Consider the following 19,543-nt stretch of genomic DNA (forward strand, 5'->3'; position numbering starts at 1 on the left):
ATTCCGGGCGTAGCGAAGCGAAGACCCGGAATCCATCGTAAGGCGCCTTGCTCTATGATGGATTCCGGATCGGCGCCGCTTCGCGGCTTGTCCGGAATGACGGGGTGGGGATGTGGCTCTACATCATGGCGAGTGGCTGGAACGGGACGCTTTATGTCGGCGTCACGAACAGCTTGAGCCGCAGGATCGCTGAACATCGCAAAGGACGCGGCTCCGACTTCGTTCGCCGATACGGTGTCATTCATCTCGTTTATGCGGAACGCTTTGAGCGCGCCGATGAAGCGATCGCACAAGAGACGCGCGTGAAGGCTTGGAAACGAGCCTGGAAGATTGCGTTGATCGAGAAAAGCAATCCGAGCTGGGCTGATCTGTCCGATACGATTCATCTCGATTGATCGGCCGTCATTCCGGACAAGCCGCGAAGCGGCGCCGATCCGGAATCCATCGAAGGGCGTTGTTCTCTATGATGGATTCCGGGTCTTCGCTTCGCTGCGCCCGGAATGACGGGAGCATATGGCAATGATGCCTGTTCCCTCCCGCGTCGTCCCGGTCTAGAGCATCCTGCGCTGTATTCCGCAGCGATGCATGGCCGGACGACGATGTACGACATCAGATGGATTCGCGAGAACGCCGCGGCGTTCGATGGAGGCTTGACGCGACGGGGCCTGGAGCCGCTGTCGTCGTCGTTGCTCGCGCTCGACGATGTTCGCCGCTCCGCCATTGCCAAGGCGCAAGGCGTGCAGGAGCGCCGCAACGCGCTCTCCAAGGAGATCGGCAAGGCGATGGGCGCGAAGGATGTCGCGCTCGCCGAGAAGCTCAAGGCCGAGGTCGCGGCGCTCAAGGAAGAGCAGCCGGCGCTCGAAGCCGAGGAGAAGGCCGCCAAGGAGGCGCTCGACGAGAAGCTCGCAGCCATCCCGAACACGCCCTTCGACGATGTGCCTGAGGGCGCCGACGAGCATGACAATGTCGTGCTGCATACGCATGGCGTTAAGCCGGAGGAGCGTGGGCTGCTCAAGGGCGTCAACGACCCGAAGCAGCATTTCGAGCTTGGCGAAGCGCTCGGACAGATGGATTTCGAGAAGGCCGCGAAGCTCTCGGGGGCGCGCTTCGTCGTGCTGGAGAAGCAGATCGCGCGGCTCTCGCGCGCGATCGGGCAGTTCATGCTCGATACGCATACGGAAGAGCATGGGTATACGGAAGCCAACCCGCCGCTGCTGGTGCGCGATGCGGCCGTCTACGGTGTTGGTCAGCTTCCAAAGTTCGAGGAGGATCTCTTTCGCACGACGACTGGTCATTGGCTGATCTCCACCGCGGAAGTAACGCTGACCAACTTTGTCGCGGACATGATTGTGTCCGAAGAGGAGTTGCCTCGCCGGTACACCGCGCTCACGCCCTGTTTCCGTTCGGAGGCCGGCTCGGCCGGTCGCGATACGCGCGGCATGCTGCGCCAGCATCAGTTCGAGAAGGTCGAGCTCGTCTCGATCACCGCGCCGGAGAAGTCGCGCGAGGAGCATGAGCGCATGCTCGCCTGCGCCGAAGCCGTGCTGAAGAAGCTCGACCTGCATTATCGCGTGATGACGCTGTGCACCGGCGACATGGGCTTCGCCTCGCAGAAGACCTGGGACATCGAGGTCTGGCTGCCGGGGCAGAAGACCTATCGCGAGATCTCGTCCTGCTCGGTCTGCGGCGATTTCCAGGCCCGGCGCATGAATGCCCGTTACAAGACCAGGGACGGCAAGGGCCCGTTCTTCGTGCACACGCTCAACGGCTCGGGCACGGCGGTCGGCCGGGCGCTGATCGCGGTGATGGAGAACTACCAGAACGCCGACGGCTCGATCACGGTGCCGGAGGTGCTGGTGCCCTATATGCGCGGCGTGACCAAAATCGAGAAGGTCTGACGCGCGTGCCGGTTTCCCCCTTCTCCCCTTGCGGGAGAAGGTGGCTCGGCGAAGCCGAGACGGATGAGGGGTCGCGCTGGCCTGCATCATTTGCTAGGGCGGTGCGATCCCTCACCCCAACCCTCTCCCGCAAGGGGAGAGGGGGCAGGGCGTGCCTCCCGCGCCCGCTTCATACGGCAGGTTCGAAACGACATGCGTATTCTCGTCACTAATGATGACGGCATCCATGCCGAGGGGCTGGAAGTGCTGGAGCGTATCGCGCGCCAGCTCTCCGACGATGTCTGGGTCGTGGCGCCGGAGAGCGACCAGTCCGGCGTCGCCCATTCGTTGTCGCTGTCCAATCCGCTCAGGCTGCGTGAGATCAGCGAGAAGCGCTTTGCCGTTGCCGGCACGCCGACCGATTGCGTCATCATGGCCGTGCGCTCGATCCTGGCCGAGGCCAAGCCCGACCTCGTGCTCTCGGGCGTCAATCGCGGCTCGAATGTCGCGGAGGATGTGACCTATTCCGGCACCATCGCGGCGGCGATGGAGGGCACGCTGCTCGGCATCCCGTCGATCGCGGTCAGCCAGGCCTATACGCCGGGCGATCGCACCAACATCCGCTGGGATTGCGCCGAGCATCATGCACCCGGCATCATCCGCCGGCTGCTGGAGGAGGGCATTCCCGAGGGCGTGCTCTTCAACCTCAACTTTCCCAATGCGGGGCCGAGCGAGGTGCAGGGCGTTTCCGTCACGGTGCAGGGCCGGCGCGACCAGGAACTGGTCAAGCTCGAGCCTCGCAAGGACGGGCGCGGCAACCCCTATTACTGGATCGCCTTCCAGCGAAGCCGCAAGGAGCCGGCGAACGGCACCGATCTGCGCGCCATGGCCGAGAACCGAATCTCGATCACGCCGCTGGAACTCGACCTGACCCATGAGCCGACACTGACCCGCTTCGCGCAAGTCTTCGCCTGAGAGGCGGCGGGGAGGGGGCATGAGCGAGGAGGTGCCGGCGAGCGAGGGCGAACGTACCGTCGCCTTTCTGCTGTCGCTGAGGGCGCGGGGCGTGCGCGACCTCGCGCTGCTTCGCGCCATGGAGCGGGTGCCGCGCGACCGGTTCGCTCCGTCCCGGTTTGCCGATCTCGCGCGCGAGGACGTCTCGGTGCCGCTGCCCTGCGGCCAGACGATGACCGCACCGCATACCGTCGCCAACCTGCTCGGCGCGCTCGACATGCAGATGGGCGCGCGCGTGCTCGAAGTGGGCACCGGCTCCGGCTATGTCTCCACCCTGCTTGCCGCGCTGGGCGGCGAGGTGGTTTCGCTGGAGCGTTATCGTTCGCTGGCGCTTGCCGCGCATGAGCGCGTCAGTGGCAGTGGCTTCGGCAAGCTGATCGATCTGCGCCATGCCGACGGCTTCCAGCCCGATCGCACGCTCGGCCGTTTCGACCGTATCCTCGTCAATGGTGTCACACAGACGGTGCCCGAGGCGCTGCTGATGCGGCTGTCGAATGGCGGGCGGCTGGTCGGCGCCCTGCGAATCGAGGGCGTGGCGCGGCGGGTGGTGGTGACGCGCCTCGGCGATGACCAATTCGACCACGCGACCGGGCCGGTGCTGCGCCTGCCGCCGCTGGTACCGGGAATTTCGCGCGCGCTCTGACGCACGATCGCGCCAGAGTCCGCTGATTTTGCCAGGAACCACGCGGTCAGCCCGGGCTTGACCCGGGATCCATGCCGGAGCGTTTCCGATCGAGGTTCAGGCATGGATCCCGGCTCACCGGCCGGGATGACTCGCGCTTCCATGAAAACGTAGCGGCTCTGGAGCGTTTTCCGATCAGGTTGATTGCAGACCCGTCATTGCGAGGAGCGAAGCGACGAAGCAATCCAGGGGGGTGGGTGAGACGTTCGACCCAGTCCTCCTGGATTGCTTCGCTGCGCTCGCAAAGACGGTTCAGACTGATCGGAAAGCGCTCCAACCGGCGGGGATTGCAGCGACACAGCCTGAAGCCACCGCGTCTGACGAAAAATCCAAAAAAGTGAAGACGGCTTCGCCAGCGAAACGCTTTCGTAACCTCAACGGGACTTTAATGCCCATCATCGAGTTGCGTCGTTCGCGAGTACTCTGTTCATGCGTAGCCAAGCCGGATCGATCAATCATCGCGCTCTCCGTCGCCTGTCGACGGTGTGCCTGTTTGCTGTCGGTGTCAGCGCCTGCTCCTCGGATACGATGCGCTTCACCGAAACACCCTTCGACAATCCCTTCAGGACGGCGCAGGCCCCGGCGCCGGCTCGCGACCCGGCGACCACCGGATCGATCGGGCGCTCCGCCAGCGCGCCGCTGCAGCCGGTCCCGTCCGCGCCAGTCGTACGGGCGCAGCCCCTGCCGCCGCCGCAGTCGGCCGTCGCGCTGAATTCGGCGCCACCGCAGGCGGTTTCCGGCAGCGCTAACGGCTGGTCGGCGCAGGGCGGTACGCCGATCGTGATCGCGCAGGGCGAAAGCCTCGACATGATCTCGTCGCGCTACGGCGTCCCGCGTGCGGCGCTCATGTCCGCCAACGGGCTGAGCAGCGCCAACGTTCCGCCCGGCACGCGGATCACCATCCCTGTCTATAATGCGAGCGGCGCCTCCGCTTCGGCGGCTGTTACCGCACCCGCTCCCCAGGCTGCGCCGGCTCCGGCTTCTTCGCAGCGCTTCGTCGCCGGCCCGGCTCCGGCCCGCCAGCCTGCTCCGGCAGTCGATGCGAGGGGGCAGGCCAAGGCTGCTGCCGATGCGAAGGTGGCCGCTGCCGCAGAAGCCAAGGCGAAGGCCGCTGCCGACGCCCAGGCGATGCGCGAATCCCGTGCCCGTTTTGCTGCCGAAGCCAAGGCCAAGGCCGATGCCCGCAAGGTCGGCACTGCCGTCCCCACGACGAGGCCCGTTGCCGAGGCGAAGCCCGCGGCTGCCCAGCAGCCGGTGAAGACCGCCGCTCCCGTTCAGCAGCCGGCGAAGCCGGTCGTGGTGGCGAACGCGCCTGCCGCCGAGCCGAAACCGACCGCGATTCCGAAGGCCGACCCTGCGCCCGAGCCGAAGACCACCGCCAGCCTGCCGAAGCAGGAAGAGGAGGCGTCTTCGGGCGACAAGGCCGATTTCCGCTGGCCGGCCCGCGGCCGCGTGATCACCGGCTACAGCAAGGGCGGCAACGAGGGCATCAACATCGCGGTTCCGGAGGGCACGCCGGTCAAGGCGGCCGAGGGCGGCACTGTCGCCTATGCCGGCAGCGAGCTGAAGGGCTACGGCAACCTCGTCCTAATCCGTCACCCCAATGGCTATGTCTCGGCCTATGCCCACAATGGCGAGCTCAAGGTGAAGCGCGGCGACACCGTCAAGCGCGGCCAGGTGGTGGCGAATTCGGGCCAGAGCGGCAACGTCTCCTCGCCCCAGCTCCACTTCGAGCTGCGCAAGGGCTCGACCCCGGTCGATCCGACGCCCTATCTGAACAACTGAGCCGAGTACGAAGCGAGCAAGTTCCAGCCTTCGATCGGTTCGCGAGACCCTCCCGATCGAAAAAAGGACGGGGCGGCCCCAGGAAGGGCCGCCCCGTTTTCGTTTGGATCGTGTTCTCCTCAACCGGAAACGCATGTCATTCCGGGCTTGACCCGGAATCCATCATAATGCTCAGCGCTCTACGATGGATTCCGGATCGGCGCGGCTTACGCCGCTTGTCCGGAATGACGGGCTTCTCAACCCTCCAGCCTCTTGCCCAGCCGGCCGGCGAGATCCTGGATGTACTGCCAGGCCGTGCGGCCGGAGCGGGAGCCGCGCGTCGTCGCCCATTCCAGGGCGTCACGGCGCAATTCCTCGGGGCCGATCGCCAGCCCGAAATGGCCGACATAGCCGCTGATCATCTCCAGATACTCGTCCTGGCTACATTTGTGGAAGCCGAGCCAGAGGCCGAAGCGGTCCGAGAGCGAGACCTTCTCCTCGATCGCCTCGCCCGGGTTGATCGAGGTCGCGCGCTCGTTGTCCATCATGTCGCGCGGCAGCAGGTGCCGGCGATTCGAGGTGGCGTAGAACACGACATTGTCCGGCCGACCCTCGACGCCGCCATCGAGCGCGGCCTTCAGCGATTTGTAGGAGGTGTCGTCGCTGTCGAAGGACAGATCGTCGCAGAAGACGATGGCGCGGTGCGGGTCGTTGCGCAGCTGGCTCATCAGGGCAGGGAGGCTCTCGATGTCCTCGCGGTGGATCTCGATCAGCTTCAGCGGCAGCGCGCCCTTGGGCGGATGCTGGTTGGTGTCGGCATGGACCGCTTTGACCAGCGAGGACTTGCCCATGCCGCGCGCACCCCAGAGCAGCACATTGTTGGCCGGCAGGCCCTTGGCGAAACGCTCGGTGTTCTCGGCCAGCGTGTCGCGGACGCGGTCGACGCCGCGCAGCAGCGACAGCGCCACGCGATTGACCTTCGGCACCGGCACGAGCTCGGAGCCAGCCGCCTGCCAGACGAAGGCATCGGCCGCCTTGAGATCGACCGGCTTGCGCCGCGGCGGCGCGATCCGCTCGAGCGCATCGGCGATCCGCAGCAGCGCCGCGAGGGTCTGGTCGGGGGCGATCTCGGTCGTGGCCATGGCTCTGCGCCTTCACTTCGTTTTGCCGAACCGTACCGTACCGTCCGGTACGGTTCTTGTGGCTAGCTAAACCGCGTCGTGGATCGAGCGCAAGGGGCATTGCGCGAATGGGGCTGAGCCCATAGGTGAGGTGCGCGCATGGACAACCGATCACGCCGCATTCGGGCAATTTTGTCCGAATGCGGAAAAACGTGATCGGCTCCAGAAAGATAGAGCATTGTTTCACGAAAATCGGTTTCCACTTTTCGTGCAATGCTCTAGGCGCATTCGGTTGATTTCACGGCGTTGCTGGCTATAGTCCGCGCGATTTTCGGCCGGGCGATGCTTTTGCCGCGTCTTGCGGCCGGCGGCCTGCTGCGCCGTCGTTAGAGAGGAGTCCTTCAGTGATCACCCCCGCTTTCGCCCAGGCGACAGGAGCCGGTGGCGGCACCGACATGCTGATCCAGCTCGTGCCGTTCCTGCTGATCTTCGTTATCATGTGGTTCCTGATCATCCGGCCGCAGCAGCGGCGGGCGAAGACCCATCAGGAGATGATCAAGAACGTGCGCCGCGGCGACACGATCGTGACCTCGGGTGGCCTGATCGCAAAGGTGTCGAAGGTCGTCGACGACGGCGAGCTGGAAGCCGAGATCGCCGATGGCGTGCGCGTGCGCATCGTGCGCGGCATGATCCAGGACGTCCGCTCCAAGAGCGAGCCGGTCAAGAACTAAGAACGCGGCGCTTCAGGCCCCGCATGGGGCCTGAGGCACCACAACAAGGCTGTTCACGCAGATGCTTCGTCTCCAGGCCCGCAAGGTCATTCTCGTCCTGCTCGTGCTGATCGTCGGCTGTGGGCTCGCCGTGCCGAACCTGTTCTCGCCGGAGACGCGCAAGTCGATTGCCGACAACGCGCCGTCCTGGATTCCGCGCATCTTCCTGCCGATCCATGCGGTGGTGCTCGGCCTTGACCTGCAGGGCGGCTCGCACGTCCTGCTCGAGATCGACCGGGCGGAGCTGGTGCGCAGCCAGGTGACCCAGCTGCGTGATGACGTCCGCCGCGTCCTGCGCGAAGAGCGCATCAGCATCCAAGGCGGGATTCAGACCACGACGCGCGGCGTGCAGGTGCGCGTCCCCGACGCGGCCGAGCGCGCCCGCGTGCTGCCGAAGCTGCGCGAGCTCGCCCAGCCGATCGGCACGCTCGGCGCCTTCGGTCCCTCGGGCAACCAGTCGATCGCTATTGCCGAGCAGCCTGATGGCCTGATCCAGCTGACGGTGACGGAAGCCGGCTCGAACGAGCGCATCCGTCGCGCCGTCGAGCAGGCGATGGAAGTCCTGCGCCGGCGCGTCGACGCGCTCGGTACCACCGAACCGAACATCCAGCGCCAGGGCCTCGATCGCATTCTGGTGCAGGTGCCCGGCCTGCAGGATCCGCAGCGCCTGAAGCAGATCCTCGGCGACACGGCCAAGCTGGAGTTCCGCCTCGTCGGCGACGCCAACAGCAGCGAAGTCGACATGCTGCCCTCGCAGGATGCCGGCGGCCAGACTGTCCCGGTGCTGCGCCAGCCCTCCGTCGACGGCGCCGACCTGATCGACGCGCAGCCGGCCTTCGATTCGCGCAGCGGTCAGCCGATCGTGAACTTCCGCTTCAACATCCGCGGCGCCCAGCGCTTCGGCCAGATCACCACCGAGAACCTCGGCCGCCCGCTGGCGATCGTGCTCGACAACAAGGTGATCTCGTCGCCGGTGATCCAGTCGCCGATCACGGGTGGCTCGGGCCAGATCTCCGGCAACTTCACGGTCGAGCAGGTCAACAACCTCTCGATCCTGCTGCGCGCCGGCGCGCTGCCCGCCAAGATGACGATCGTCGAGGAGCGCACGGTCGGTCCCGGCCTCGGTGCAGACTCGATCCGCGCGGGCAAGATGGCGACCCTGATCGCGACCGTGCTGGTGGTGATCTACATGCTGGCGACCTATGGCCTCTTCGGCCTGATCGCGAGCGTGGCGCTGCTCGTCCATGTCGGCCTGATCTTCGGCCTGATGTCCTTCCTCGGCGCGACGATGACGCTGCCCGGCATTGCCGGCATCGTGCTGACCATCGGCACGGCGGTCGACTCCAACGTGCTGATCTACGAGCGCATGCGCGAAGAGGAGCATCAGGGCCGCAGCCTCGTTTTGGCGCTCGAGGCCGGCTTCCAGCGCGCCTTCGCCACGATCATCGATTCCAACGTCACCATGCTGATTGCGGCGGTAGCGCTGTTCTCGCTCGGCTCAGGTCCGGTGCGTGGCTTTGCGGTCGTGTTCATCCTGGGCATTCTCACCACCGTCATCACGGCGGTGACGCTGACCCGGATGCTGATCGCGCTCTGGTATCGCTGGGCCAAGCCCAAGCACCTCCCGTTCTGACGCTGCCAGCTCTAGAGGAGATTGGCCATGCGCATGCGCCTGCTTCGCATCGTTCCCGACAATACCCGCATCAAATTCGTCTGGTTCCGCCGTGTCAGCTATCCGCTCTCGGCTGCCTATTCGGTCCTGGTGATCGTGCTGTTCCTGACGGTTGGGCTGAATTTCGGCATCGACTTCAAGGGCGGCACGCTGATCGAGATGCAGTCAAAGGCGGGCGCCGTCGACATCGCCCAGATCCGCCATACCGCGAACGGGCTCGGCTTCGGCGAGGCCGAGGTGCAGGAATTCGGCACGGGCGGCGAGGTCTCGATGCGCTTCGGCATGCAGCCGGGCGGCGAGACGGCGCAGCAGGCGGTCGTGGTGAAGGCGCGCGACGCCTTCGCCTCGCAGTACGAGTTCCGCCGCGTCGAGACGGTCGGTCCGCGCGTCTCGGGTGAATTGGTGCAGGCCGGCACGCTCGGCGTCGTGCTCGCGATCGTCGGCGTGCTGATCTACCTCTGGTTCCGCTTCGAGATGCCGCTGGCGATCGGCGCGATCATCGGCACGCTGCACGATATCGTGCTCACAATCGGCTTCTTCCTGATCACGCAGCTCGAGTTCAACCTCACTTCGATCGCGGCGATTTTGACCATCGTCGGCTACTCGCTGAACGAGACCGTCGTGGTGTTCGACCGTACCCGCGAATTGCTGCGCCGCTACAAGACCATGCCGGTGGCCGAGCTCCTCGACCTGTCGGTCAACTCGACCCTGTCTCGCACGGCGATGACGGCGACGACGACCTTCCTGTCGCTGCTGGCGCTGGTGCTGTTCGGCGGCTCGGCGATCGAAGGCTTCGCGCTCGTCATGCTGTTCGGCGTGGTGATCTGCACCTACTCGGCAATGTTCATCTCGACGCCGGTGCTGCTCTACATGGATGTCCGCTCGGCCGGCGCCCGCGAGGAAGCGCAGGAGACGGCGCGCGCCAAGGCTTCGGCCGCCAAGGCCAAGGCCTGATAGTTCCGTCATTGCGAGCGGAGCGAAGCAATCCAGGAGGACTGGGTTGAACGGTTCCGCCCTGCGGCCCTGGATTGCTTCGTCGCTTCGCTTCTCGCAATGACGGCGATGGAAGCCGGAGAGAGATAAGATGCCGCGCTTCGACGGTTTCGTTCCCGGCCGCTTCCCGCTCGACGCGATCGGGAGCGGCGGCTTCCGCTTCGCCGAGATGAGTCACAAAGGCTCGATCATCGCGACGCCGGCCGGCATCCGCATCTGGCCGGTGGCGCGCTTTTCCGAGGTGACGATCGAGAGCCTGCAGCCGGTGCTCGACGAGGCCGATAGCATCGACTTCCTGTTGATCGGGACAGGGGCCGATATTGCCTTCATTCCGCCCGCTCTGCGTGATCCGCTGAGGCAGGCCGGGATCACGGTGGAAGGCATGGCGACCGGAGCGGCTGCCCGCACCTACAATGTCCTCGTCGGTGAAGACCGACGCGTCGCCGCCGCGTTGATCGCGATCGACTAGAGCATCGGACCGAAAAGTGGAATCCACTTTTCGGACAAATCCGGTGCTCAGACAAAGGGATAGATCGCCACTTCGCGTCCGATAGGACGTGCGGCGTTCTAGGAACCCTGCCGGCAGTTTGGAAGGCCGGCCATGCGAGCGATGCGTAGCAGGGGCAAGGCGCTTGCCCTACATTAGGAACGGTCTCACGATGGCGGGCCGAGGCGGGACAATGCCGCACACTGAAACCGATGATCGTAGGGACATCGCGTCGGCGCGCTTGCCGGAGGCTTATGCTCATTGCGCGACGCTCGTGCGCGAGCAGGATCAGGATCGCTATATCGCCGGTCTCTACGCCCCCGAAGATCGCCGGGCGGCGCTCTATGCTCTCTATGCCTTCAGCCTCGAGATTGCGCGCGTGCGCGCGCTGGTCAGTGAGCCGTTGCCAGGCGAGGTCAGGCTGCAATGGTGGCGCGACGTGCTGGAAGGCCAGCCGGCCGGCGAGACGCAGGCGCATCCCGTGGCCGCGGCCCTGCTCGACACCGTCCGGCGCTATCGCCTGCCGATCGCGCCGCTGACCGCACTGATCGATGCGCGCATCTTCGACCTCTACGATGATCCGATGCCCTCGCTTCGCGATCTGGAGGGCTATGCCGGCGAGACGGCAAGCGCGGTGATCCGGCTGGCCTGCCTGATCCTGGCGGGCGGGCGCGATCCGGGTGGGGCGACGGCCTGCGGCCATGCCGGCGTCGCCTATGCGCTGACGGGTTTGATGCGCGCTTTCCCGTGGCATGCGGCGGAGGGGCAGGTCTATCTGCCGGCCGATATCCTCGCCCGCAACGGCGTCACGCGCGACGACATCGTGCGCGGGCGCGGCGGGCCTGGCGTGCTCTATACGCTGAAGGAGCTGCGGGAGATCGCCCGCAACCATCTGAAGAAGCTCGCGAGCCTCAGCGAAACGATTCCGCCGGCGCTGAAGCCGGCCTTCCTGCCCGCGGCTCTGGTGGAGCCCTATCTCAGGCGGATGGAGGTCAGGGGTTACGATCCCTACCGGACCATCATCACCCTGCCGGCCTGGCGCCGGCAATGGATCCTGTGGCGGGCGGCCCGTCGTCATGCCCGGGCTTGACCCGAGCATCTCGTGGCGCGGAACCACATCGTCATTCCGGGGCTTCGCGTCAGCGAAGAGCCCGGAACCCATGAGCACAACGCTGACTAAGGTTACGCGGGGAACCCTCTCCCGGAGGGAGAGGGCAGGGTGAGGGGTCGGCCGTTGGACGCTTTCGCCGTGATCTCACCGCTGCTGCGGTGAGGGCGTGCCTCGCTGGTCCAACGGCCTACACCTCACCCCTGCCCCTCTCCTTCCAGGAGAGGGGGTTCCCGCGCTGTCCGTGCTTTTCTGAAACAGCGTCGTGTTCATGGGTTCCGGGCTCAGGCCTTCGGCCTGCTCCGGAATGACGGAGTGCTTTACTCCGCCGCCTTCACCTCGATGCCGCTCGCCCAGGCATCCATCTCGACCTTCGCCCGCGCCGTCAGCGCCTGCTTGCGGGCAAGGCTCTTGGCCGGGCCTTTCAGGCGCTTGCCGTCAGGGCCGTGGGTGATGACCTGGTCGGGATGCGGGAACAGCCCGAAATTGATGTTCATCGGCTGGAAGGAGCGGGGCCCCTCGTCGATGGTGACGATGTGGCCGCCGGTGATGTGGTTGACCAGCGCGCCCAGCGCGGTCGTCGCCGGCGGCAGCGGCAGATCGCGGCCGAGGCGCTCGGCTGCTGCCATGCGTCCGGCGAGGAGGCCGGTCGCAGCGCTCTCGACATAACCCTCGCAGCCGGTGATCTGGCCGGCGAAGCGCAGGCGCTGGTCGGCCTTGAGCCGCAGGCTCTCGTCGAGCAGCTTCGGCGAGTTCAGATAGGTATTGCGGTGGATGCCGCCGAGCCGGGCGAACTCGGCGTTCTGCAGGCCGGGGATCAGCCGGAAGATGCGAGACTGCTCGCCATATTTCAGCTTGGTCTGGAAGCCGGTCATGTTGAACAGGGTGCCGAGCGCATTGTCCTGGCGCAGCTGCACCACGGCATAGGCCTTCACGGTCGGGTTATGCTTGTTGGTGAGGCCGACCGGCTTCATCGGCCCCCAGCGCAGGGTCTCGCGGCCGCGCTCGGCCATCACCTCGATCGGCAGGCAGCCGTCGAAATAGGGCGTGCCTTCCCATTCCTTGAACTCGGTCTTCTCGGCGGCAATCAGCGCGTCGATGAAGGCCTCGTACTGGTCGCGGTCGAGCGGGCAGTTGATGTAGTCGGCGCCGGTGCCACCCGGTCCCGCCTTGTCGTAGCGCGACTGGAACCAGGCAGTCTCCATGTCGATCGAATCGAAATGGACGATCGGCGCGATGGCATCGAAGAAGGCGAGCGAATCTTCGCCGGTCAGCGCCTGCAGCCCCTGCGCCAGCGCGGGCGAGGTCAGCGGGCCGGTGGCGATGATGACCTTGTCCCATTCGGCCGGCGGCAGGCCGGCGATCTCGCCGCGCGCGATGGTGACGAGCGGGTGGCTCTCCAGCGCGGCGGTGACGGCCTGCGAGAAACCGTCGCGGTCGACGGCGAGCGCGCCGCCGGCCGGCACCTGATGGGCATCGCCCTTGGCCATGATCAGCGAGCCGAGCCGGCGCATCTCCCAATGAAGCTGGCCGACGGCATTGCTGGATGAATCGTCGGAACGGAAGGAGTTCGAGCAGACGAGCTCGGCAAGCCCTTCGGTCTTGTGGGCGTCGGTGCCGCGCACGGGGCGCATCTCGTGGATGACGACCGGGACGCCGGCCTGCGCGATCTGCCAGGCGGCTTCGGAGCCGGCGAGGCCACCGCCGATGATGTGTACTGGTTCCATGGCTGCGATGTGTCCACAGCCGGCTTTCAGGTCAAGGGCAGAATCCGGATCGCCGTCATTGCGAGGAGCGAAGCGACGAAGCAATCCAGGGGGACTGGGTTGAACGTCTCACCCGGTCCCCCTGGATTGCTTCGCGGAGCCTGTCCTCGGGCTTGCCGAAGGCAAGACCCGGGGGCTCGCAATGACGGGAGAGCCATATCGTCTCCAAACGCAAAATGCCCGCCGTGAGGCGGGCATTCGCTCTTCGACCAGGTTCGAGGGGAGGGGAAACACGAACCCGGGAGAAACTAGGCTGAACGCGCCGCGCCCCATGCGCGGCGGTTCGAAGTCAGGATCTTCAGGCCGCCGCGTGCGAGCGGGCGATGAAGGTGATCTCCGAGCGCGACAGGCCGAGATCATCGAGCTCGCGGTCGGTCAGGCGGGAGAGCTCGCGAACGGTCTCGCGATAGCGGAGGTAAGCGCGAATTTTGGCAGCGATCATCGTGACGAACATGGTGGTCTTCCTTGCGTAATCCGGAGCGGGGCGGTGCCCACAGCGATAATTTCGTTGTGCACTGCATATAAGCGAGGCGGACTGCCTCCAACAGGGGCTGTCGGTCAGCTCTGTTATGCTTTTTGCGCATGACGAATTAAGTTTCCGGTCATTTTTGTGAGGTCGACCTGCGCTGAGGTAAGGGTTGTGGCTGAAATATGGTTGATTCTCTGCCCATAAATTAGGCTCTGGCTTTGTTTTGACGCTGGCGTCGTTCGGCCTGATTATTCGACAGGCATATTGCACTTGCTCAATCGAGCGTCGCGCAGGTGCTACAATTTTGCGTTGCAAAATGAGCTGCCGCCTATGCCGTCGCAGGCGACCAAAGCGTCTGCCGATCGCTCGCCGAATCCAGTCAGGAGGCGATGTTTGCCGGGCAGAAATTGCCGAATCTGCGCGGCGCGGCAAGTGTTTCCTTTCGCCGCTTGTCGGGTAACAATTTGAAATATCTGCTAAATTCATGATGGTTGGCGACGGCCTGGAGATTGCGTGTTCCTGCCCAGCAGAAAGGAGCGCGCGATGTCCGTCTCGTTCTCGACCTCGAACTGGCCCATCAATCTACCGACGACCTATGCGACGAAGCCGACAACGGAAGGCGAGTCGAAACAGGATTCCACCGCTTCCACCGCGGCCTCCTCGTCCTCGACCTCGACCGAGGCCGAGTTTCTGAAGATCGCCCGGATGACACCGGAAGAGCGGGTTCAGAAGGCGATCCTCGACAAGCTGGGCATGACCGAGGAGCAGTTCAACAAACTCGACTCGAAGGCCAAGGCTGACGTCATGGCCAGGGTTCGCGAGGAGATGCTCAGGCAGATGGAGGCGAAGAACGAACGCCGGACCGGAGCCTTCGCCGACATCAGCGTCTAGGGCCTGCCGATTTTCTACGGAAACACGCCGTCATCCCGGGCTTGACCCGGGATCCATGCCAGAGCGCTTCCCGACAAAGGTTCAGGCATGGATCCCGGCTCTCCGCTTCGCTCCGGCCGGGATGACGCGTGTTTCCATCAAAACACAGCAGGCTCTAAATGCGCTAAAGCCGGGCCTTCCGCCCGGCTTCATTGTTTCAGGTCGATCCGTCTGCGGCTGTCAGCTGGCCTTGCCTGCGTCGAAGCGCAGCAGCCGCAGCGCGTTGGCGGTGACGATGACGGTCGCGCCAGTGTCGGCGAGGATCGCGACCCAGAGCCCGGTGTAGCCCAGCACGCTGGTGACCAGGAACACGGCCTTCAGCCCGAGCGCGATCGTGATGTTGGCGTGGATATTGGCCATCGCCGCGCGTGCCAGCCGGATCAGCGCCGCGACGTCGCGGACGCGGCTCTTCAGCACGGCGCCATCCGCCGTCTCCAGTGCGACATCGGTGCCCGAGCCCATGGCGACGCCGATGCTGGCGGCGGCGAGAGCAGGGGCGTCGTTGATGCCGTCACCGACCATCATCACCGGGGTTTCCGCCGCGAAGGCCTTGATCGCCGTGACCTTGTCGTCCGGCATCAGCTCAGCCTTGTGTTCCATGCCGAGCTGACCGGCGATGGCGGCGCCCGTGCGGGCATTGTCGCCGGTCAGCATGGCCGAGCGGACGCCCATCGCCTTGAGCTCGGCGATGGCGGTGGCGGCGTCCTCGCGCGGCTCGTCACGCAAGGCGATGAACCCGGCGAGCGCGCCATCGACCACGACCGCGGCGACGGTCTTGCCGGCGGCTTCCAGTTCTTCGGCGGCAAGGCGTGCCCGCTCGTCGAACGGAGCCCGCTTCTCTGCATGGCGCGGCGCGCCGACGAAGACGGCGCGCCCGGCGACCGTGCCGGTGACGCCCTGGCCGGCGAGGGCCGCCGCCTCGGTCGCCGGTCCGTAGGCGATGCCGTCTGCGCGGGTACGCTCAAGCACGGCCTCGGCGAGCGGGTGGGCGGAGCCGTGCTCGACAGCGGCGGCCAGCGCCAGCACTTCGGATTCCGTACCGGCGAGGGCGGTGACATCGGTGACGCGCGGCTTGCCCTGGGTGAGCGTGCCGGTCTTGTCGAACGCGACGAGGCCGGTCTTGGCTGCTGTCTCGATGACGACGCCGCCCTTCATCAGCAGGCCCTGGCGCGCGCCGGCCGAGAGCGCGGCGGCGATCGAGGCGGGAACCGAGATGACCAGCGCGCAGGGGCAGCCGATCAGCAGCAGCGCCAGCGCCCGGTAGATCCAGACCGACCACTCCGCCCCAAACGCGAGCGGCGGCACCAGCGCGACCAGCAAAGCGAGCCCGACGATCGCCGGCATGTACCAGCGCGAGAAGCGGTCGATGAAGCGCTCGGTCGGCGCGCGTGCTTCCTGCGCCTCCTCGACCAGGCGGATGATGCGGGCGATGGTGTTGTCCTCGGCAGCCTTGTCGACGCGTACGCGCAGCGCCGCCTCGCGATTGACCGAGCCGGCGAAGACGGGCTCGCCGACGCCCTTGGTCTTGGGCACGGACTCTCCCGTGACCGGGCTCTCGTCGATGCCGGAGATGCCGTCGGTGATCGCGCCATCGGCCGGGATGCGGTCGCCCGGACGGACCAGCACGATCTGGCCGATTGTCAGGCTGGCGGCATCGACCTGGCGGGTCGCGCCATTCTCCTCGACGAGGGCGGTCTTGGGAACGAGGTCGCCCAGTGCCCGGATCGAGGCGCGGGCACGGTCGGCCGCCACACCTTCCAGCACCTCGCCGACGGCGAAGAGGAAGACGACCAGCGCTGCTTCCTCGGCCGCGCCGATGAAGAGCGCGCCGATGGCGGCGATCGTCATCAGCATCTCGATGGTGAAGGGAATGCCGGCGCGGGCGGCCGCGAAGGCGCGCTTCGCGACGGGCATGACGCCGACGATACAGGCCAGGATGAAGGCCCAGTGGCCGATATCCGCCCAGAGCAGGCGGACGGCGTAGGCGGCGCCGAGGAGCAGGGCGGTGCCGATGACGAGGCGGCCCTTGCCAGTCTGATACCAGCGCGCGCCGTCGGGCGTCATTTCATGGATATGGCCGGGGAGGCCGTGGCCATGATCCTTCGCCGCGGCTGCCTTGGTCGCCCTCGGGCCGTGGTCGTGCCCGGCATGATCGTGGCCATGGGCATGATCATGGTCGTGTGCATGGCCAAAGCGGCAGGCGTCGCCATGCTCATGCCCAGCATGGTCACGCGCGTGCCCGCCATGATCGTGGTCATGATGGTCGTAGTCGCGGCAGTTGCCCTTCGCGGCCGGCTTCTCGACCGGAGCCTTCGCCAGCGCCGCGGTGGTGTAACCGAGCCCGTTCACGCGCTTCTCGATCGCCTCGGGCGTGGTCGACCCTGCGTCGAGCGAGAGCGTCAGCGTCTCCGACATCACCGAGAGCTTCACGTCGCTGACGCCGGGGAGGCGTTCGACCGCGCCGCGAATCTTCGTCGCGCAGCTCGCACAATCCATGCCGCCGACCTTCCAGGCAAGGGTCTTGGCTTCGGCTTGGGAGGGGGCGGCCATAACTCGAGTCTCCGTCTCGCTTCGCTACGGGACTCCTTCTCTACAAGCTGTAGCCACTTCAGGTTCAAGAGAGAATTTCAGACCCACCCATGACGTCGATTCAGGGCGGCCATGCGGAGCCCGCTCAGGATTTGAGGCAGCGATCGGCGGGAGTGACGCGCTCCGCGCCATGCACGCCATGCCTGCATGCAGTATGCAAGTGGTGATTGACGGCTTCGGGAAGCGGGCCGGATAGTTCGCTCCGGGAGGAGCGAACAAAAAATGGCGCAGCTGAAACCATCAACGGCCCTCGCAGGGCTCCGGGTGCTGGATTTGACCCGCGTGCGGGCGGGACCGACCTGTGTACGGGTCTTCGCCGATTTCGGCGCCGACGTGATCAAGGTGGAGAGCCCGCCGGGCGTCGATCCGAACGAGAACATGAGCGGGCCGCGCCTCGGCTACGACATGCAGAACCTGCATCGCAACAAGCGCTCGCTCGCGCTCAACCTGAAGACGCCCGAGGGCAAGGCGATTCTGATGAAGCTCGTCGATGATGCCGATCTGCTCGTCGAGAACTTCCGGCCCGATGTGAAGGAGCGGCTCGGGCTCGATTTCGAGACGTTGCATGCCCGCAACCCACGTCTGATCCTCGTCTCGATCTCCGGCTTCGGCCAGTCCGGCCCGTATCGGACGCGCGCCGGCTTCGACCAGATCGCACAGGGCATGGGCGGGATGATGTCGGTGACCGGCCTGCCGGGGCAGGGGCCGGTCAGGGCCGGCATCGCGCTCGCCGATTCCTCGGCAGGGATCTATGGTGCTGTCGGCGCGCTGGTCGCGCTGCAGGAGCGAGCCACCTCCGGCAAGGGGCAGTGGGTGCAGACCTCGCTGCTCGAAGCCCAGATCGCGATGATGGATTTCCAGGCGGCGCGCTATCTCGTCGAAGGCTCGGTTCCGCCGCAGGCCGGCAACGACCACCCCTACCAGACGCCGATGGGCGTCTATCGGACACGCGACGGCGCGATCAATCTCGGCGTCGGCGGCGAGGAGCAATGGCGCTCCTTCTGCCGTGCGATCGGGCGGCCCGAATGGGGCACCGATGCCCGCTACGACAGCACCGAGAAACGTTTCGCGTGCCGGCCAGAGCTGCGGGAACTGATCGAAGAGCGGCTCTGCGAGGCCGACAACGCCGACTGGCTCGCGGCGATGGAGCGCCACAGCGTCCCGGCCGGGCCGATCTATGCGGTCGACCAGATGTTCGAGGACCCGCAGGTCCGCCATCTCGGCATCGCCAAGCCGCTGACCCATCCCGATCTCGGCGATATCCGCCTCGTCGGCCAGCCCGTGACGCTCTCGCGTACGCCGGCCGATGTCGCGACGCCGACACCGACGGCGGGCCAGCACAATGACGAGATCCTGGCCGAACTCGGCTATGACGAAGTGGGGCTCGCAAGGCTGCGGGCCGAGGGCGTGATCTGACGGAGGCCGGCGTGAACGACGAAATTCTATATGCGGTCGAGAACGGGGTCGGCACGATCACGCTCAACCGGCCGCAGGCGCGCAACGCGCTGACCTTCGCCATGTATGAGCGCATCGCCGAGATCTGCCGCGATCCGGCGGCTCATGGCGATCCGCGCGTGATCATCATGACCGGGGCCGGCGACAAGGCGTTCGGCGCCGGCACCGACATCTCGCAGTTCCGCGCCTTCTCCGGCGCCGACGATGCTCTGGCCTATGAGGAGCGGATCGAGAAGGTCATCGGCACGATCGAGCGCTGCCCGGTGCCGACGCTGGCGGCAATCTCCGGCGCCGTCACCGGGGGCGGCGCCAGCATCGCGCTCTCCTGCGACCTGCGGATCGCGACCGTGACGGCGCGCTTCGGCTTCCCGATCGCGCGCACGCTCGGCAACTGCCTGTCGATGGAGAATTATGCACGGCTTTACGCCATGCTCGGCCCGGCGCGGGTCAAGGACATCGTCTTCACGGCGCGGCTGGTCGAGGCGGAGGAGGGGCAGCGCATCGGTCTCTACAGCGAATTGCTGCAGGACCATGCCGCTCTGATGCGCCGGGCGGGCGAGCTGGCGCAGACCATCGCGGGCCATGCGCCGCTGACCATGCGCGCCACCAAGGAGGCGATGCGCCGCCTGACCGCCGCGACCGCTGAGGGGCTCGAAGGTCGCGATCTGGTCACGCTCTGCTACACCAGCGCCGATTTCCGTGAAGGCATGGAGGCCTTCCTCGGCAAGCGTCCCCCGAACTGGACGGGGCGTTGATCGGAAGCTGTGCCGTCATTCCGGGGCAGGCCGCAGGCCTGAGCCCGGAACCCCTGGATTCCGCAATCGTCATGCTCGGGCTTGACCCGAG

At 66.1% G+C, this 19,543-nt stretch carries 17 protein-coding genes; 13 read left to right on the forward strand and 4 right to left on the reverse strand.

All coding sequences use genetic code 11. The features are described 5' to 3' along the window. Positions 1-110: 110 nt before the first annotated feature. From FQV39_RS01705 to FQV39_RS01725, 5 genes are all read left to right on the forward strand, one after another. Entirely contained in the window at positions 111-395 is a 285-nt protein-coding gene (locus tag FQV39_RS01705) for a GIY-YIG nuclease family protein (protein WP_149128729.1), read from the forward strand. Positions 396-599: 204 nt separating this feature from the next. After that, positions 600-1,898, forward strand: a complete 1,299-nt coding sequence (gene serS / locus FQV39_RS01710) for a serine--tRNA ligase (protein WP_149128730.1) — start codon at positions 600-602, stop codon at positions 1,896-1,898. A gap of 192 nt (positions 1,899-2,090) precedes the next feature. After that, entirely contained in the window at positions 2,091-2,852 is a 762-nt protein-coding gene (gene surE, locus FQV39_RS01715) for a 5'/3'-nucleotidase SurE (protein WP_149128731.1), read from the forward strand. 19 nt (positions 2,853-2,871) lie between these two features. Continuing rightward, positions 2,872-3,534, forward strand: coding sequence for a protein-L-isoaspartate O-methyltransferase family protein (locus FQV39_RS01720; RefSeq protein WP_149128732.1), 663 nt, complete (start codon positions 2,872-2,874; stop codon positions 3,532-3,534). A 468-nt stretch (positions 3,535-4,002) separates the two neighbouring features. Then, positions 4,003-5,358, forward strand: coding sequence for a peptidoglycan DD-metalloendopeptidase family protein (locus tag FQV39_RS01725; RefSeq protein WP_248313204.1), 1,356 nt, complete (start codon positions 4,003-4,005; stop codon positions 5,356-5,358). Positions 5,359-5,594: 236 nt separating this feature from the next. On the opposite strand, the gene FQV39_RS01730 is transcribed toward FQV39_RS01725, so the two are convergent. Continuing rightward, positions 5,595-6,479, reverse strand: coding sequence for an ATP-binding protein (locus FQV39_RS01730; protein ID WP_149128733.1), 885 nt, complete (start codon positions 6,477-6,479; stop codon positions 5,595-5,597). Between the two features lie 434 nt (positions 6,480-6,913). Here FQV39_RS01730 and yajC point away from each other — a divergent pair, with 434 nt between their 5' ends. The 5 genes from yajC (at position 6,914) to FQV39_RS01755 (ending at position 11,470) form a co-directional block, all read left to right on the forward strand. Beyond that, entirely contained in the window at positions 6,914-7,189 is a 276-nt protein-coding gene (gene yajC, locus FQV39_RS01735; RefSeq protein WP_149133600.1) for a preprotein translocase subunit YajC, read from the forward strand. A 61-nt stretch (positions 7,190-7,250) separates the two neighbouring features. Further along, complete coding sequence (gene secD / locus FQV39_RS01740) at positions 7,251-8,861, forward strand: protein translocase subunit SecD (RefSeq protein WP_149128734.1); 1,611 nt, start codon at positions 7,251-7,253, stop codon at positions 8,859-8,861. Between the two features lie 33 nt (positions 8,862-8,894). Continuing rightward, the gene (gene secF / locus FQV39_RS01745; RefSeq protein ID WP_149133601.1) at positions 8,895-9,854 is read left to right on the forward strand and encodes a protein translocase subunit SecF; all 960 of its coding nucleotides are present in this window, start codon (positions 8,895-8,897) and stop codon (positions 9,852-9,854) included. Positions 9,855-9,984: 130 nt separating this feature from the next. Next, the gene (locus tag FQV39_RS01750; protein WP_149128735.1) at positions 9,985-10,362 is read left to right on the forward strand and encodes an Mth938-like domain-containing protein; all 378 of its coding nucleotides are present in this window, start codon (positions 9,985-9,987) and stop codon (positions 10,360-10,362) included. Between the two features lie 211 nt (positions 10,363-10,573). Next, positions 10,574-11,470 carry a phytoene/squalene synthase family protein gene (locus FQV39_RS01755; protein WP_149128736.1) on the forward strand — a complete coding sequence of 299 codons (897 nt, stop codon included), beginning with the start codon at positions 10,574-10,576 and terminating at the stop codon, positions 11,468-11,470. Between the two features lie 338 nt (positions 11,471-11,808). Here FQV39_RS01755 and trmFO read toward each other — a convergent pair whose 3' ends face one another. Both trmFO and FQV39_RS01765 read right to left on the reverse strand, forming a co-directional pair. Beyond that, positions 11,809-13,215 carry a methylenetetrahydrofolate--tRNA-(uracil(54)-C(5))-methyltransferase (FADH(2)-oxidizing) TrmFO gene (gene trmFO / locus FQV39_RS01760; RefSeq protein ID WP_149128737.1) on the reverse strand — a complete coding sequence of 469 codons (1,407 nt, stop codon included), beginning with the start codon at positions 13,213-13,215 and terminating at the stop codon, positions 11,809-11,811. Between the two features lie 337 nt (positions 13,216-13,552). Further along, positions 13,553-13,708: a DUF1127 domain-containing protein gene (locus tag FQV39_RS01765; RefSeq protein ID WP_149128738.1), complete on the reverse strand. Its 156-nt coding sequence runs from the start codon at positions 13,706-13,708 to the stop codon at positions 13,553-13,555. Between the two features lie 558 nt (positions 13,709-14,266). Between FQV39_RS01765 and FQV39_RS01770 the strand changes: the two genes are divergently transcribed. After that, on the forward strand, positions 14,267-14,614 hold the full coding sequence (locus FQV39_RS01770) for a hypothetical protein (RefSeq protein WP_149128739.1): 348 nt from the start codon (positions 14,267-14,269) through the stop codon (positions 14,612-14,614). 219 nt (positions 14,615-14,833) lie between these two features. On the opposite strand, the gene FQV39_RS01775 is transcribed toward FQV39_RS01770, so the two are convergent. Then, positions 14,834-17,203 carry a heavy metal translocating P-type ATPase gene (locus FQV39_RS01775; protein WP_149128740.1) on the reverse strand — a complete coding sequence of 790 codons (2,370 nt, stop codon included), beginning with the start codon at positions 17,201-17,203 and terminating at the stop codon, positions 14,834-14,836. Positions 17,204-17,464: 261 nt separating this feature from the next. Here FQV39_RS01775 and FQV39_RS01780 point away from each other — a divergent pair, with 261 nt between their 5' ends. Both FQV39_RS01780 and FQV39_RS01785 read left to right on the forward strand, forming a co-directional pair. Next, a complete protein-coding gene (locus FQV39_RS01780) occupies positions 17,465-18,658 on the forward strand; it encodes a CaiB/BaiF CoA transferase family protein (protein ID WP_149128741.1) in 1,194 nt (397 codons plus the stop codon). Positions 18,659-18,669: 11 nt separating this feature from the next. Next, complete coding sequence (locus tag FQV39_RS01785) at positions 18,670-19,452, forward strand: enoyl-CoA hydratase/isomerase family protein (RefSeq protein ID WP_149128742.1); 783 nt, start codon at positions 18,670-18,672, stop codon at positions 19,450-19,452. Positions 19,453-19,543 lie beyond the last annotated feature (91 nt).

This window comes from Bosea sp. F3-2 (genome assembly GCF_008253865.1).
GTDB lineage: Bacteria > Pseudomonadota > Alphaproteobacteria > Rhizobiales > Beijerinckiaceae > Allobosea.

Bases quoted from the DNA above. Each gene is read 5' to 3' on its own strand.
- FQV39_RS01705 (WP_149128729.1), top strand. From the start codon at position 111: ATGTGGCTCTACATCATGGCGAGTGGCTGGAACGGGACGCTTTATGTC.
- serS (WP_149128730.1), top strand. From the start codon at position 600: ATGTACGACATCAGATGGATTCGCGAGAACGCCGCGGCGTTCGATGGA.
- surE (WP_149128731.1), top strand. From the start codon at position 2,091: ATGCGTATTCTCGTCACTAATGATGACGGCATCCATGCCGAGGGGCTG.
- FQV39_RS01720 (WP_149128732.1), top strand. From the start codon at position 2,872: ATGAGCGAGGAGGTGCCGGCGAGCGAGGGCGAACGTACCGTCGCCTTT.
- FQV39_RS01725 (WP_248313204.1), top strand. From the start codon at position 4,003: ATGCGTAGCCAAGCCGGATCGATCAATCATCGCGCTCTCCGTCGCCTG.
- FQV39_RS01730 (WP_149128733.1), bottom strand. From the start codon at position 6,479: ATGGCCACGACCGAGATCGCCCCCGACCAGACCCTCGCGGCGCTGCTG.
- yajC (WP_149133600.1), top strand. From the start codon at position 6,914: ATGCTGATCCAGCTCGTGCCGTTCCTGCTGATCTTCGTTATCATGTGG.
- secD (WP_149128734.1), top strand. From the start codon at position 7,251: ATGCTTCGTCTCCAGGCCCGCAAGGTCATTCTCGTCCTGCTCGTGCTG.
- secF (WP_149133601.1), top strand. From the start codon at position 8,895: ATGCGCCTGCTTCGCATCGTTCCCGACAATACCCGCATCAAATTCGTC.
- FQV39_RS01750 (WP_149128735.1), top strand. From the start codon at position 9,985: ATGCCGCGCTTCGACGGTTTCGTTCCCGGCCGCTTCCCGCTCGACGCG.
- FQV39_RS01755 (WP_149128736.1), top strand. From the start codon at position 10,574: ATGCCGCACACTGAAACCGATGATCGTAGGGACATCGCGTCGGCGCGC.
- trmFO (WP_149128737.1), bottom strand. From the start codon at position 13,215: ATGGAACCAGTACACATCATCGGCGGTGGCCTCGCCGGCTCCGAAGCC.
- FQV39_RS01765 (WP_149128738.1), bottom strand. From the start codon at position 13,708: ATGTTCGTCACGATGATCGCTGCCAAAATTCGCGCTTACCTCCGCTAT.
- FQV39_RS01770 (WP_149128739.1), top strand. From the start codon at position 14,267: ATGTCCGTCTCGTTCTCGACCTCGAACTGGCCCATCAATCTACCGACG.
- FQV39_RS01775 (WP_149128740.1), bottom strand. From the start codon at position 17,203: ATGGCCGCCCCCTCCCAAGCCGAAGCCAAGACCCTTGCCTGGAAGGTC.
- FQV39_RS01780 (WP_149128741.1), top strand. From the start codon at position 17,465: ATGGCGCAGCTGAAACCATCAACGGCCCTCGCAGGGCTCCGGGTGCTG.